Source organism: Staphylococcus sp. NWU MKU2, assembly GCF_033283605.1.
In the GTDB taxonomy this organism is placed as follows: domain Bacteria; phylum Bacillota; class Bacilli; order Staphylococcales; family Staphylococcaceae; genus Staphylococcus; species Staphylococcus haemolyticus.
The window spans coordinates 169,768-183,236 of the sequence record NZ_JAVSMH010000001.1 but is presented as its reverse complement, the minus strand read 5'-3'; the positions used below and the strand labels follow the sequence as shown (position 1 = coordinate 183,236).

17 protein-coding genes, 2 tRNA genes and 1 pseudogene are annotated in these 13,469 nt (G+C 33.0%); 14 read left to right on the top strand and 6 right to left on the bottom strand.

Translation table 11 applies throughout. From position 1 onward, the window contains the following. Positions 1 to 8: 8 nt before the first annotated feature. From SBL15_RS01000 to SBL15_RS00965, 8 genes and pseudogenes are all read left to right on the top strand, one after another. Positions 9 to 659 (top strand): hypothetical protein, encoded by a 651-nt coding sequence (locus tag SBL15_RS01000; protein WP_317954900.1) that lies wholly within the window; start codon positions 9 to 11, stop codon positions 657 to 659. Continuing rightward, positions 659 to 1,003 carry a hypothetical protein gene (locus SBL15_RS00995; RefSeq protein WP_317954899.1) on the top strand — a complete coding sequence of 115 codons (345 nt, stop codon included), beginning with the start codon at positions 659 to 661 and terminating at the stop codon, positions 1,001 to 1,003. Before SBL15_RS01000 ends, SBL15_RS00995 begins: the two co-directional genes overlap by 1 nt. A 211-nt stretch (positions 1,004 to 1,214) precedes the next feature. Continuing rightward, the gene (locus SBL15_RS00990) at positions 1,215 to 1,514 is read left to right on the top strand and encodes a hypothetical protein (protein WP_107611330.1); all 300 of its coding nucleotides are present in this window, start codon (positions 1,215 to 1,217) and stop codon (positions 1,512 to 1,514) included. After that, a complete protein-coding gene (locus SBL15_RS00985; protein ID WP_317954898.1) occupies positions 1,514 to 3,235 on the top strand; it encodes a peptidoglycan recognition family protein in 1,722 nt (573 codons plus the stop codon). The genes SBL15_RS00990 and SBL15_RS00985 overlap by 1 nt, the downstream gene beginning before the upstream one ends. A 181-nt stretch (positions 3,236 to 3,416) precedes the next feature. Continuing rightward, positions 3,417 to 3,551 carry a hypothetical protein gene (locus SBL15_RS00980; protein WP_260678013.1) on the top strand — a complete coding sequence of 45 codons (135 nt, stop codon included), beginning with the start codon at positions 3,417 to 3,419 and terminating at the stop codon, positions 3,549 to 3,551. 69 nt (positions 3,552 to 3,620) lie between these two features. Continuing rightward, complete coding sequence (locus SBL15_RS00975) at positions 3,621 to 3,767, top strand: hypothetical protein (RefSeq protein WP_182713021.1); 147 nt, start codon at positions 3,621 to 3,623, stop codon at positions 3,765 to 3,767. Then, positions 3,739 to 3,924, top strand: coding sequence for a helix-turn-helix domain-containing protein (locus tag SBL15_RS00970; RefSeq protein ID WP_182703524.1), 186 nt, complete (start codon positions 3,739 to 3,741; stop codon positions 3,922 to 3,924). The genes SBL15_RS00975 and SBL15_RS00970 overlap by 29 nt, the downstream gene beginning before the upstream one ends. A gap of 463 nt (positions 3,925 to 4,387) precedes the next feature. After that, positions 4,388 to 4,521 (top strand): annotated as a pseudogene (locus tag SBL15_RS00965) (hypothetical protein). 485 nt (positions 4,522 to 5,006) lie between these two features. Here SBL15_RS00965 and SBL15_RS00960 read toward each other — a convergent pair. The 3 genes from SBL15_RS00960 to SBL15_RS00950 all read right to left on the bottom strand — a co-directional run bounded on the left by SBL15_RS00960 (position 5,007) and on the right by SBL15_RS00950 (position 5,910). Next, a tRNA-Ser gene (locus tag SBL15_RS00960) sits at positions 5,007 to 5,095 on the bottom strand. A 3-nt stretch (positions 5,096 to 5,098) separates the two neighbouring features. Continuing rightward, positions 5,099 to 5,173, bottom strand: a tRNA-Asn gene (locus SBL15_RS00955). A gap of 152 nt (positions 5,174 to 5,325) precedes the next feature. After that, positions 5,326 to 5,910, bottom strand: coding sequence for a competence protein ComK (locus SBL15_RS00950; RefSeq protein WP_011276196.1), 585 nt, complete (start codon positions 5,908 to 5,910; stop codon positions 5,326 to 5,328). Between the two features lie 214 nt (positions 5,911 to 6,124). Between SBL15_RS00950 and SBL15_RS00945 the strand changes: the two genes are divergently transcribed. After that, positions 6,125 to 6,343, top strand: coding sequence for an IDEAL domain-containing protein (locus SBL15_RS00945; RefSeq protein WP_107611327.1), 219 nt, complete (start codon positions 6,125 to 6,127; stop codon positions 6,341 to 6,343). A 76-nt stretch (positions 6,344 to 6,419) separates the two neighbouring features. Here SBL15_RS00945 and SBL15_RS00940 read toward each other — a convergent pair whose 3' ends face one another. Next, positions 6,420 to 6,521, bottom strand: coding sequence for an SAR1012 family small protein (locus SBL15_RS00940; RefSeq protein WP_011276194.1), 102 nt, complete (start codon positions 6,519 to 6,521; stop codon positions 6,420 to 6,422). A 79-nt stretch (positions 6,522 to 6,600) separates the two neighbouring features. Further along, entirely contained in the window at positions 6,601 to 6,831 is a 231-nt protein-coding gene (locus SBL15_RS00935) for an NINE protein (protein ID WP_107611326.1), read from the bottom strand. Between the two features lie 184 nt (positions 6,832 to 7,015). Here SBL15_RS00935 and SBL15_RS00930 point away from each other — a divergent pair, with 184 nt between their 5' ends. Then, entirely contained in the window at positions 7,016 to 7,570 is a 555-nt protein-coding gene (locus tag SBL15_RS00930) for a GNAT family N-acetyltransferase (RefSeq protein ID WP_107611325.1), read from the top strand. A 97-nt stretch (positions 7,571 to 7,667) separates the two neighbouring features. Here the strand turns inward: SBL15_RS00930 and SBL15_RS00925 are convergent, their stop codons facing one another. Continuing rightward, the gene (locus SBL15_RS00925) at positions 7,668 to 8,606 is read right to left on the bottom strand and encodes a 1,4-dihydroxy-2-naphthoate polyprenyltransferase (protein ID WP_016931372.1); all 939 of its coding nucleotides are present in this window, start codon (positions 8,604 to 8,606) and stop codon (positions 7,668 to 7,670) included. A 179-nt stretch (positions 8,607 to 8,785) separates the two neighbouring features. Between SBL15_RS00925 and SBL15_RS00920 the strand changes: the two genes are divergently transcribed. The 4 genes from SBL15_RS00920 to menB are packed head-to-tail and all read left to right on the top strand — an operon-like array spanning position 8,786 to position 13,414. After that, a complete protein-coding gene (locus SBL15_RS00920; protein ID WP_107611324.1) occupies positions 8,786 to 10,153 on the top strand; it encodes an isochorismate synthase in 1,368 nt (455 codons plus the stop codon). Further along, positions 10,143 to 11,813 carry a 2-succinyl-5-enolpyruvyl-6-hydroxy-3-cyclohexene-1-carboxylic-acid synthase gene (menD, locus tag SBL15_RS00915; RefSeq protein WP_107611323.1) on the top strand — a complete coding sequence of 557 codons (1,671 nt, stop codon included), beginning with the start codon at positions 10,143 to 10,145 and terminating at the stop codon, positions 11,811 to 11,813. Before SBL15_RS00920 ends, menD begins: the two co-directional genes overlap by 11 nt. Continuing rightward, positions 11,800 to 12,603 (top strand): 2-succinyl-6-hydroxy-2,4-cyclohexadiene-1-carboxylate synthase, encoded by an 804-nt coding sequence (gene menH, locus SBL15_RS00910; protein ID WP_317954895.1) that lies wholly within the window; start codon positions 11,800 to 11,802, stop codon positions 12,601 to 12,603. Before menD ends, menH begins: the two co-directional genes overlap by 14 nt. Then, a complete protein-coding gene (gene menB, locus SBL15_RS00905; RefSeq protein WP_011276187.1) occupies positions 12,596 to 13,414 on the top strand; it encodes a 1,4-dihydroxy-2-naphthoyl-CoA synthase in 819 nt (272 codons plus the stop codon). The genes menH and menB overlap by 8 nt, the downstream gene beginning before the upstream one ends. Positions 13,415 to 13,469: the final 55 nt, after the last annotated feature.

Sequence of the window (13,469 nt, the reverse complement as noted above, 5' to 3'; positions counted from 1 at the left end):
GTGATGAAATGTACACAAACGTACTTAATTTAGAAGAAAGTATAGATGGTAACAGAATTAAGCAAGGCGACCTATCCATCATGCGTTACATCTTAACTGACGCAAATAGTGACGATTTACAGTTAGATGGTAAACCAGCAAAGGTATATCTAACTGATAGTGAAGGCGTTAAATATATCTGTGACACAACAGTTAAAGAACAAGACAGCAAATACCTATGCGATATAGTTATCGACAAAATCATTCCTGCTGGTACTTATACATTAGAGATATGGGTGGATAACACTTACTGTTTCCCTAGTGATAGAAAAAGTAAAGTTAAGGTTGAACCAAGCGTATTAGGTAATGAATTAGAGAAAATCAATACTGAGAACATGTACGGAGAAGTAATCGAATATGCTAAAACTCACAATTTAATCAAAGATGGAGAAAATGGCGTAGACGGAAAAGATGGCGTTGATGGTGTGAACGGTCAAGATGGTAAATCTTTCACACCTAGCGATTTGACAGATGAAGATTATAAAAAGATATTAGACTACGCTATTTCTCACGAATACTTCAAGCAAGAGCCTATCGAGACTTCAAAGATAGAAATTGGAAAAGAAGAACCAACAGATAAAACAAAAATTTGGATAGATACAAATGGAGGTAATCAATAATGACAAATGCAATTCCTAAAATTTATAACGAACAAACTAACGAATGGGTAGAATTAATGGCTAAGCCTATTGCAAAAGAAGTAGTGGAAATTATGAAAGAAGATTTCATGAAGAATAAAGGGCAAATTAAATTATTAGAATTGCCTTACGGTACAGATGAATATGGAGGAACACTTTCTTATAGATTATTTTATAACTCTAAACTTTCTCAAAGTACAGTTGATTATTCTAGCTTTATTATTACTGATTATTTAAAAGATATGTTCAATCAATTAGACGATAAAAGAAAACTAACTTACTCAGAAATAATAGCTAATAATAATATTAAACCTTTTTTTAGATGAGATTATAACCTTAAATCTTTGTTACCAAGACGAATGGAGTACCAAATTTTTCTCAAGTAAAGATTTAGGGAACATTGACATTATAAACAATAATTGCACTGTATCTTACATTTTTAATGATAACCCTATCGAAACAAATCAATATAAACACACAGTATAACATTATAAGCTGACCTATTTAGGTCGGCTTTTTTGAATAAGGAGTGAAAAAATGGAAAGTATTATTGCATTTGCAACAGTGATTTCAGTTATAACTATCGCATTAACACAATTAGTTAAGCAAGCTGGCGTATCAAAAAATATTGTGCCTTTAATTGCTATCGGTATTGGTATCGTTTTAGGTGGTGTTACAGCTTTTATTCCAGAAATTGTTACCGAATTATCGATTGGTGGTCGTTTGCTTGCTGGTTTGATTAGCGGGCTAATGGCAACAGGCATTTGGGAAACTGTAAGAACACGTACAGGATCAACTAAAGATAAAAATAATAAAATTGGTGGAGGTCGTGCATAATGACAGAAAAATGGAATGGTGTTCCCGTTAAATATGATTTCTTGCCTATTGGAACACGTAGAAGTGGGCAACCCTTAACAAGTAAAAAACCTTTATTTGCAGTAGCGCACGACACAGGGAATCCAGAAACCACTGCACAAACAAATGTTAATTATTATAAAAACACATACATGATTGATTGGTCATTAGTAGCAAGCGCACATATCTTTGTCGATGACAAAGAGTGTATTGTTTGTATTCCAGTTACTGAGAAAGCATGGCATGTATTATATAATACACCAACTGACAACCAATGGTATAACGCTGATGCAAACGATGTAGCATTTGGTGTGGAAGGTAGTTATTTCCCTAGTAGTCAAGAACGTTCTCGTAAGTCATTAGATAATATGGCACGTGTATTAGCTTATTTATGTAATTATTGGGACATTGATTACAAAACAGAAGTGCCAGGTCATCAAGATATTCAAAATGACAAAATCGATCCCGGCAATTTATTAGAAGCATGTGGTTATTCACGCAATGTTAAAAACCTTGATAAGCAAATAGCAAAATACATTAATGGGGTACAAGAAAAAACAAGCGAGAAACCTAGTGAACAATTATCAGAGAAGACAAAAGAAAAAGCGACGCCATCACCACAAAGTGTTGTTAAGTATAAAGAAGCGATTGAATATATGCACAGTCTGAAAGGTCAGTTTGTAGACTTTGATAATATGTATGCTTATCAATGCGCAGATTTAAGTGTAGACTTCATATATCACGTTACCGGTGGAGTTAGATTTTATGGTAACGCCAAAGAATTGCATACTTTAAATGCTATGCCTAAAGGTTGGAAAGTAGTTAAAAACACAAGAAATTATGTTCCTCCTATTTGCGCTATTGCAGTGTATACTGAGTGTATTTATAGAGAATGGGGGCATACAGGCTTAGTTTGGGACAATTCGGGTGGTACAAATACATTCACAATCTTAGAGCAAAACTATGATGGAAATGCCAATACACCAGCTAAATTGCGTGAAGATGATTATACAGGCTTAACCCACTTCATTGTTCCAGACTTTGCCGATGATAGCGTAGATTTAACAGATATTAAAGAAGTTAAAACAGCGACACGTAAATCAAATGGATCATTGACTATAAATGCAACACCTCCTAAAAAACTCACATGGAGTAACCAACCATACTTCAAAGCCGTTGCAGATAATGCTGGCGTAAGTATTTGTAGACCAAATCATAACAATGTCATGGTGGTTACAAACGAAACATATAAACCGGGCGATGTATTTTATGTTTATGAAATTCGTGATGGTTGGGCTAGAGTATACAGTGCTAGCAATAACGGTTTTGTATGGTATGAACGTCTTATCGTTAAAGATGTTTACAAAACTTCAGGTGGGAGTAAATTAGCGAATAAACCGAATAAACAAATAGTTAACCAAAAAAACAAACTAGATAGTACTACTGGGTTAAAAGTTGGTAGCATTCCACCTAAAAGTATGAAGAAATCATCTAAGGCTAGATTTAGAGCAAGAGTTGACCATTATGGAGCCACTTTAGTTAAATTTAAAGGTAAGGAATGGTATACAACAAACGATGTTTATAGAGCAGGATATAGTCAATTTTATGTGTTTGAAGTTAAAGAGGGCTGGTGTCGTGTTTATTCAAAAAATAATAACGGGTGGATATGGTATGAGCGTTTAAGAGTTGCAGAAATATTTTAATGTGTTATAGTATGCATAGTACATTATCTGAGCCTCCAATTTAGGGTAGTCCTAGTGACTGCCCTATTTTTAATGCCTAATATTTTAAAAAATATTTTATTACTTTCTTATTGTGTAGTATAATTATATATGTAAGGTTGATATATACCTTACAGACCTACATGTAAGGAGGTGAGAGCCGTTGCATGAGGTTATAAAAATACTCCTAGGAGAACCAGTACAAGTCGCAATTGTACTAATTATCCCAGGAGTCCTAAAACAACTTAGATTATGGCACATTGACTATTTAAGTCAAAAGCCTAACAACAAAGATTAATATAACCGGAGGCGTTAAGCCTCCTCCTTACATGTTTATTATATATTTTATTAAAGGGGGTTTCAAGTAATGAATTATATTATGACATTAATAGCTATTACAGTTATTTTACTTCTCCCACAATTTATTAAATACGCAAGAATTAAACACATGAAATCATTAGGATACAGATATGAAGGTGAAAAACTTGTCAGAATACAAGAAAAAAATAATTGAATTGATCGAGAGTGATATAACAGGGTATCAAGTATCCAAAGATACAGGGTTAAGCCAAACGGTTATGTCGTCTTTAAGAACTGGCAAGCGCTATATAGACAACTTAAAGTTGGGAACAGCTGAAAAGCTATACGAGTACGCATGTAAAGTGTTATAGTGGTAATCTATAATCACTACATTAACCACCCACAAATGACACTGTGTGGTTTTTCTAGTAGATTTCTAATAATTTTCTAGCTTTATGACTGACATAGATGTCACTCGCAAATATGTTATAATACATTCATTTCCTGGCTAGCAAAAAACGCAATCCCTAACAAGGAAGTGGCACGCGTTACAGGTTCAAGTGTCTTAACCGTATCTTAATAGGTACGGTTATTTTTTATGCCTAAAAATAAAAGCGAAAACCGGGATAAATTCCCGGTTATTTTTGTACTTAAAATCACACGGAAGATATTGATTTAAATAAAAAAGCGCCATCTGAAAAAATAGGTGTGGGTTCAGATAACGCATAGAAAATTAAATAATTATAGAAAAGGTTATTTTCTTGTTCAACATAAATATAAGGATGAACTCCAAAAGTGAGTATATCAAATATTTACATAAATGAAACCGAAAAAATAAGAAATATAATAAAAACACTTCTAGGACATACAGTATCGGCAGTACTGATAGTTCCGGAAGTGTTAAAACAACTTAGGATAAGAAATGGCATCTCGGTTACCTAGACCGAAAACCAAATAACAAAGGATGATTTTTTCGGGCCTTAGGAGGAGCTCCTTGTTCTTAAAGTATATAACAAATTATGGAGGTTTTCAATTATGACAGGACAAATGTATATATCGATTATAAAAATAGTGCTATCTGAAAACTTTACAGAGAGATCAGATAGCGCCGAGAAGTAATGTCGTAGATAGGAGTTAAACATTCACCTATAGTTTTATCGATGAACTAGATATAACGATAACAGATAATATCTAGAAAAGAAATAGAAAAGCTTAATCATTTTCAATATACTGTTGAGATACTAAAAAAGGTAAAAAACGAAACGTCTCTAACCCTAGAGCGACAAGCGATTGAGGAGACAAACCGACAACAAAACCGACAACATTGAGCAATATTCAGTAAGTTGTCGACTTCGTTGTCGGCTTAGATTTAAAACTATTTTAAACTATATAAAGAAAACCCCGTAATAACGGGGTTTTTAATCTCTATTTGATACTATTTAAAGGTAACAAACGGAAACGGAGGGATTCGAACCCTCGCGCCGCTCTCGCGACCTACACCCTTAGCAGGGGCGCCTCTTCAGCCAACTTGAGTACGTTTCCATATGGCTCCGCAGGTAGGATTCGAACCTACGACCGATCGGTTAACAGCCGATAGCTCTACCACTGAGCTACTGCGGAATAATATGTATTTATATAATGTATCTCTATGAGCACAAATATTATTATATCAATAAACTTAAAATTTGCAAGGGATTATATTTAAAAAATATACGGAACATTTACACTATATTAATATAAAAGTCCCGTATGATTTAAAATTAAACGTAAAACTATTTATCTTGTAATAGTGAATAATGTGAAAGTGCTTCGAAAATATTTAAAGTCGTTTTCTCATAATCAATTGGCATTTCTGGATTGTTTGACTTCATACGAGATTGTTTATCGACCATGTAATAATAAAAAATGCAGTTAGAGTATTGGTGCCAAATACTGTGGTAGGAAACATTAAGTGTTAATGTTTGATGATTTGCAAAAATAATTTTACATTTTCGATTTTTAAGAGGTTTAATTTCATGTACATAATGCATATTAATCCACATGTTTTCTTCTAAACGGTCTGAATGCGTAGGGAAAAAATAAGTGGGGAAGAGAGGAGTCAATAAAATAGGTGGTTTACTAGTAATGCCGGCAATTCGTTGAGTTTCGGATTTCTTACTAATATAGCTATTACCATAAAATTTACATGAGCGTTCGACGATTTTTTGAGTTTTGAATGGGCTTGAAACTATTGTGGAATCATATTTCCATATTTCTGATCCTTTTGTTTGCTCATAATCATCAATGACGGGTTTGATTATCATATCTCCTTTTCGAATAATATATACAGTATTTTGGCTTTGAGAAATATTTGTCATCTCTTAACCTCCTTAAATTTATATCATTATTAAGCGCTAAAAACTCAACGATTAATAATATAAATTTATTATATAAAATTTTTATATGTTGTCAAGATAATCATTACATATAAAATTACACTTATTTTTTTGTGAAAAGTCAGAATATTCGATTGATTTAAAAAATAAAAGCTTGTATACTATCCTTATACAAAAAAGAAAGGCAGTGATTACAATGAATCACAACACGAATGTCAAAAATACGACACTAGAAGATTTTGTAACGACAGTTAATGATTTAGGCGTTGAGCTAGTCATTGAAGAGGCACTTCGTCTAGGACGAAAGAAACAGTTAATGAAATTGATTGATGAAGCGTTGATTAATAAGAACGAAGAAGATTTTATTAACTATACTACTGAATATAAAAATCTGGAGGCATTTCTCAATGAGTAAATTTGGATCCTGTAACTCATTATAAAAGGTCTATTCACTACTTAAATCAAAGTTAGCGAATAGACCTTTTTACATTTTATTTTTGACCACCGTTTGATTTTCCCTCAATTTTATTTCGAATCCATTTTACTAAATATCCTGTTATAACAATTCTAAGTACGCGTTTGATAATATTCATACTAGCTTACTCCTTTTTTTAGGTTTATTTGAGTTTACCCGTTCTACACATTATTAAAGATAATTTCTAAAATTACTGATTAAATTTTTGGATGGCGGTTATTTGGTATAAATATATAGCCATTTTGATCAGCTTTAGTTGTAAAGACTATGATAATACCATGGATAATTGAAATAATGGTTGGAATAGTAGTCCAAAAGAACACTAAATGAAGCACGCCTTGCCACACTTTGTCTGCGTAAAATTTATGAATGCCGACACCACCCAAAAATAAAGAACATAATACATATAATGTTTTATTAACTCTCATAACTATGTTGCCTCCTTAATCTCATATTTTAAGCATTTCAAAAATTAAATCAAATATTACTGAGGTGATTGGAAAAATGATTATAATTACAATCAAAATGTTTCAATTTACTGCAATTAATTTATTATTATTTGTAAATTTTATATAATATAGTTAACAAACTAATGGAGAGGAGAATGGTAAATTGATCAGAAAAGCACGTCCGAGCGACAGTAAGGAAATAGCGGAATTATGTTATATCATTTGGCATGATATGGAACTAGATATTGTACAAGAAATCACTAAAGAACGTGTTATTCATGCAATTGAAGAGAGTATAGTCAATATTAAATATAGAACGAATTATAATAACATTTGGGTATATGAGCAAGACAATCATGTTGCAGGATGCATCATAGCATATAAGGGTGATAAAGAATTAGAGTTAGAAGCTACATGGAATAAATTGCCGTTGGAAGAAGACATAAAAGCACTAGGTACGCCATTACCTTTGAAAGAATCTAAAGATGATGAATGGTACATTGAGGCTGTTGCAACATTCTCGGAATATAGAGGACAGGGTATTGCAACTAAATTATTTAATTATTTAATATCTACATACTCAGATAGAAAGTGGAGCTTAAGTTGTGACTACGATAATCCAAGAGCTAAGAAATTATACGAACGTTTAGGTTTTAAATGGACTGAGGATATAGAGTTGTATGGCCATCAATATTTACATATGGTTTATTCTTCATAGGTAAAAAATAAAACGGAGGAGACAGAAACTATAATTAGTTTCATTGACTCACTCCGAATCACCTTACTATGAAATATTTAAAATTTATCTGAGGATATTAAATGCCACCTAATAGGGCACTAATATAAATACCTAAAGCGTATAATACACCAAAAATTGTGTTGGTTTTTCCAGTTGCAGCCATAGCAGGCATCATACTTGCAGGTGTATCATTCTTTTTGAAACGACGAATGGCTTTAACTGGCATAGGGAATGATAACAAGACAAGTAGATAAAATAGTGAACCACCATCTACAAATAATGCAGTATAGACAACGAAAACGTATGCAATGATATACATAACTGCCATAAATGTAATTGATGCGCGTTTACCTAATAAAATAGGTAGAGTTTTACGTCCACTCGCTTGGTCTTTGACTCTGTCGCGTATATTATTAGCCATGTTAATTAGACCAATTGTAATTACTATTGGAATACTAATCCAAACCACAAAGCTATTGATATTGCCAGTTTGTATGAAGAACGCTAATAAAATAATAATCATGCCCATGAATAAACCAGAAAACAGTTCACCAAAAGGTGTCCAAGAAATTGGCATTGGGCCACCTGTATATAAATAGCCAATTGCCATACAGACGATTCCTACTGGAATGATCCAAAATGAACTATTCGCTGCTAAAAAGATACCAAGCAATGCAGCAACGATATAAAAAGCAATTGCTAGATTCATGACAAGTTTTGGACTCATACCATTTCTTACGATAGCACCACCGATACCAACGGAAGTGTGATCATCTAAACCTTTTTTAAAGTCATAGTATTCATTAAACATGTTTGTTGCAGCTTGGATAAGTAAACAAGCGATTAACATTGCAATAAATAACATGAATTTGATGTTATCTTGACTACCTAATAAAAAAAGTTTTGCAGTTGCAGTACCAACTAAAACTGGTACAACAGCAGCAGTTAAAGTATGAGGTCGCATCAAATGCCAATATTTTCTAACAGTAGAATATTGTTGATATTGATTTGCCATAATTTGATCTACCTCTTATTGTATATTGTTTTAACATATGTATTTTAAAGGAATAGTAAATAAAGGTCAATCAACGTGAAATATTTCTCTAGAAGATTAAGCAATTATGCCACCATAAATAGTTAAAAATGATACAATATTGTAATGAGAAAAAATAGATAATGAAAGAAGTGAAATGAATGGCTGCGAATATAAAGGAAGATGACATTATTGAGTCAATATATGAAAGTAACAAAAGCTGGGTATCTGTTGAAGTAAAAATTGATAGAGAACTTGCACCTGATGAATTATTCAATTTAACTGAATCTCAGGCAGGAGATCGCTTTTATTTTCGCTTAAATGATAATGCGTCTTCATTTTTCGGCTATCATGCTGTTCAAAGATTCAAAAATAACTTTGATAATAAGCAATCGATCTTTCGTGAGTGGGAAAAATTTAAAAAAGATATTGAATTGGTACACCCGGATATAGAAAAGCATCATTTGAAAGTCATTGGAGGATTTCAATTTTCTAGCCATAAATCTGATGATGAATGGCGTGAATTTGGCATTAATCATTTTGTAATACCTCAAGTTTTAATATCAAATATCGGAGAAACTACTTATCTGACATATACAGTTGAAAGAGCCCAATTTGATATTGAACAGTTTAAAGAAGTAGTGAATTACTTTGAAGAAACTCAAATTGCTAAAGCTGAACATGATGAAACATTGGGGAATATCTTACGAATGGAAGATATCTATGTTGATGAGTGGAAAGAACTCGTTAGGGATGCGATTGCTCAGCTTGATGAAAATAAAAAAATCGTTCTTGCAAGACGTCGTATGATTAAATTTGATAAACCAATTAATATACCTTATGTGCTTAATCGAGCATTACAAAGCGAAAGAAACAGCTATTTATTCATTTTAGAATCCAATCAATCTGTATTCTTTTCACAAACGCCAGAACAACTTTTAAAAGTAGAAGACGGTGTTCTATCTACAAAAGCTGTAGCTGGTACGATTAAGCGATCTAACGACATAGACGAAGATGAAAAAAATATACAAGCATTTTTAAAAGATAAAAAGAATTTAGGTGAACATGATTTTGTAGTTAAAAGTATTCTAGATGACATAACGCCTTATGTTGATAATATTGAATATAATCATTCACCTAATATTTTAAAAAACGACCATCTATATCATTTATATACTCAAATTCAAGGTCAGTTAAAAAACAAATCCTTTATAGGACTAATTGATGAAATGCATCCTACACCAGCTTTAGGTGGCTACCCTAAAAATGAAGCACTCAAATTTATTGAAAAAAATGAATTTGGAACACGAGGCTTATACGGCGCACCAGTTGGTTATATCGACATGAATGATGATTGTGAATTTATTGTAGCAATACGCTCAATGTTAATAAAACAAAATCAAACCACGTTATTTGCAGGGTGTGGTATCGTAAAAGATTCTGACCCTGATAGTGAGTTAGCTGAAACTGCAGTTAAATTTTCACCGATGATGAATGCTTTAGGAGTAGTGGATAAGAATGAATCATAATGACGCACTAACAAAACAAGTATATACATTTGCTTCGGAGTTATATGCCTATGGCGTACGTGAAGTTGTAATTAGTCCCGGCTCAAGATCAACGCCATTGGCCATTGCTTTTGAAGCACATCCTAATATTAAGACATGGATACATCCTGATGAACGTAGTGCAGCGTTTTTTGCTTTAGGCTTAATAAAAGGTAGCGAACGCCCTGTAGCTATTTTATGTACCTCTGGTACTGCGGCGGCAAATTATACACCAGCAATTGCAGAGAGCCAAATCAGTCGTATACCTTTAATTGTATTAACAAGTGATCGTCCACATGAATTAAGAAGTGTGGGGGCACCACAAGCAATTAATCAAGTTAATATGTTCGCAAATTATGTTAATTTTCAATTTGATATGCCTGTAGCAGATGGTACTGATTACATGCTAGACGCAATTTATTATCAAATGCAAATTGCAAGTCAGTATCTATATGGTCCACATAGAGGTCCTATTCATTTTAATTTACCATTTAGAGAGCCATTAACACCTAACTTAGAAAGACAAGAGTGGCTAACATCTTATTCTAAAAAGCTGCCACATTATCAAAAAAATATTAATGTTCAAGACATCAGACATATATTAAAAGAGAAAAAAGGGTTAATAATAGTTGGTGATATGCAACATCAAGCTATCGATCAAATACTTACTTATGCGACCGTGCATGACATACCTATACTTGCAGATCCATTAAGTCAATTACGTAAGTATAATCATCCAAATGTGATTACGACATATGATTTATACTATCGTGCAGGTCTCGACTTAGATGTTGATTTTGTAATAAGAGTTGGTAAACCTGTTATCTCAAAAAAATTAAATCAATGGCTTAAGCGCACAAATGCATATCAAATTTTAGTGCAGAATAATGACAAGATAGATGTATTTCCAACGCCACCGAGTATTTCATATGAAATATCTGCAAATGATTTCTTTAGAAATCTTATCGAGGAAGCAGCTGTCGATCGAAAAGACTGGATAAACATGTGGCGAACACTTGAATCACAGGCTAGAAATACAATCGATAAACATATGACAAATGCAACAGATGAAGCGGCATTTGTAAAAATATTAATTGATAAATTAACTAAAGACGATGCTATTTTTGTAAGTAACAGTATGCCAGTTCGTGATGTCGATAATCTACTTTATAATAGTGAAGTTGAAGTATATGCGAATCGTGGTGCAAATGGTATCGATGGAGTTGTATCAACTGCTATTGGAATGGCTGTACACAAGAAAATCACGCTGATAATCGGCGATTTAGCATTCTATCATGACATGAATGGTCTTTTAATGGTTAAAATTAATAATATTAATTTAAATATTGTTTTACTTAATAATGATGGTGGCGGTATATTCTCATATCTTCCACAAAAAGCATCTGCTGAAGCATATTTTGAACGTTTGTTTGGAACACCGACTGGATTAAATTTTGAATATACAGCATTACTTTATGATTTTACATTCAAACGATTTAATACTGTGGCAGATTTTACTCAAGAAAAGCTATCACATATGAATTCACATATTTACGAAATGGTAACCAATCGTGATGACAATATGTCACAACATCAAATTCTATATAAGAAATTGAGTGGTATTCTAAATGTTACACTATAACTTCTATCAATCACAAAACAATTCAAATCAGTTATTAGTACTTTTACATGGCTTTATTAGTGATAGTCGTACGTTTAATGATGATGTTCAATATTTTTTAAAAGAGGCTAATGTTCTTACAATCGATTTACCAGGGCATGGACAAGATCAATCACCAATTGATGTAACTTGGGACTTTCCATACATTACGACACAATTAGATGAGTTATTAGATATATACAAATCTTATGATATTACTTTACTCGGATATTCAATGGGTGGCAGAGTGGCCTTGTATTATGCGTTATACGGTAAATGCTCTTTATCAAAATTGATAATTGAAAGTAGTTCCCCAGGAATTAAAGATGAAAATAATCGACATGAGCGTCAACAAATAGATGCAGCAAGAGCGAAAGTATTAAATATTGCTGGGTTAGAGGTATTCGTTAATGATTGGGAAAAATTACCACTATTTTATACGCAATATGAATTAGATAAAGATAAAAAGTCGGCTATAAGAGAAATGCGATTATCCCAAAATCCACATAAATTAGCAAAAGCATTGCGTGATTATGGTACTGGCCAAATGCCTAATTTATGGGAACAAATTGGTAATATTCAAATACCTTGCTTTATTTTAACTGGTGAATTAGACCAAAAATTTGTTAAAACTGGACAAGCTATGAATAGGGATATGAAATACAGTCAAATCCATTCTTTTTCAAATGTAGGTCATACAATTCATGTGGAAGATAAGGCGGAATTTGATACAATAGTATTAGGTTTTTTAAAGGAGGAGCAAAATGACTAGACAGTGGGAAACACTTAGAGAATATGATGAAATAAAATATGAATTCTACGAAGGAATTGCTAAAGTAACGATTAATCGACCTGAGGTAAGAAATGCATTTACACCTAAAACAGTAGCTGAGATGATTGATGCATTTAGTCGTGCACGTGATGATCAAAACATTTCTGTAATCATCTTAACAGGTGAAGGTGACAAAGCATTTTGTTCTGGCGGTGACCAAAAGAAACGTGGACACGGTGGCTATGTAGGCGAAGACCAAATCCCACGTTTAAATGTATTAGATTTACAACGTTTAATCCGTGTCATTCCTAAACCAGTTATCGCAATGGTTAGAGGTTATGCCATCGGTGGTGGTAACGTATTAAACGTAGTATGCGACCTAACAATCGCTGCTGATAATGCTATTTTCGGACAAACAGGTCCTAAAGTAGGTTCATTTGATGCTGGTTATGGTTCTGGTTACTTAGCAAGAATCGTTGGTCATAAAAAAGCACGTGAAATTTGGTACTTATGTCGCCAATATAATGCACAAGAAGCTTTAGACATGGGCTTAGTTAATACAGTGGTTCCATTAGATCAAATCGAAGATGAAACAGTTCAATGGTGTAAAGAAATTATGAAACACTCTCCAACAGCTTTACGTTTCTTAAAAGCTGCTATGAATGCGGATACTGATGGCTTGGCTGGATTACAACAAATGGCTGGAGATGCTACATTACTTTACTACACTACTGATGAAGCTAAAGAGGGTCGTGACGCGTTTAAAGAAAAACGTGATCCAGACTTTGATCAATTTCCTAAATTCCCATAAATCAGTAACGGTAAAATAAAAAAGTATAATTTTAGGACACTTATATAGTGATAAA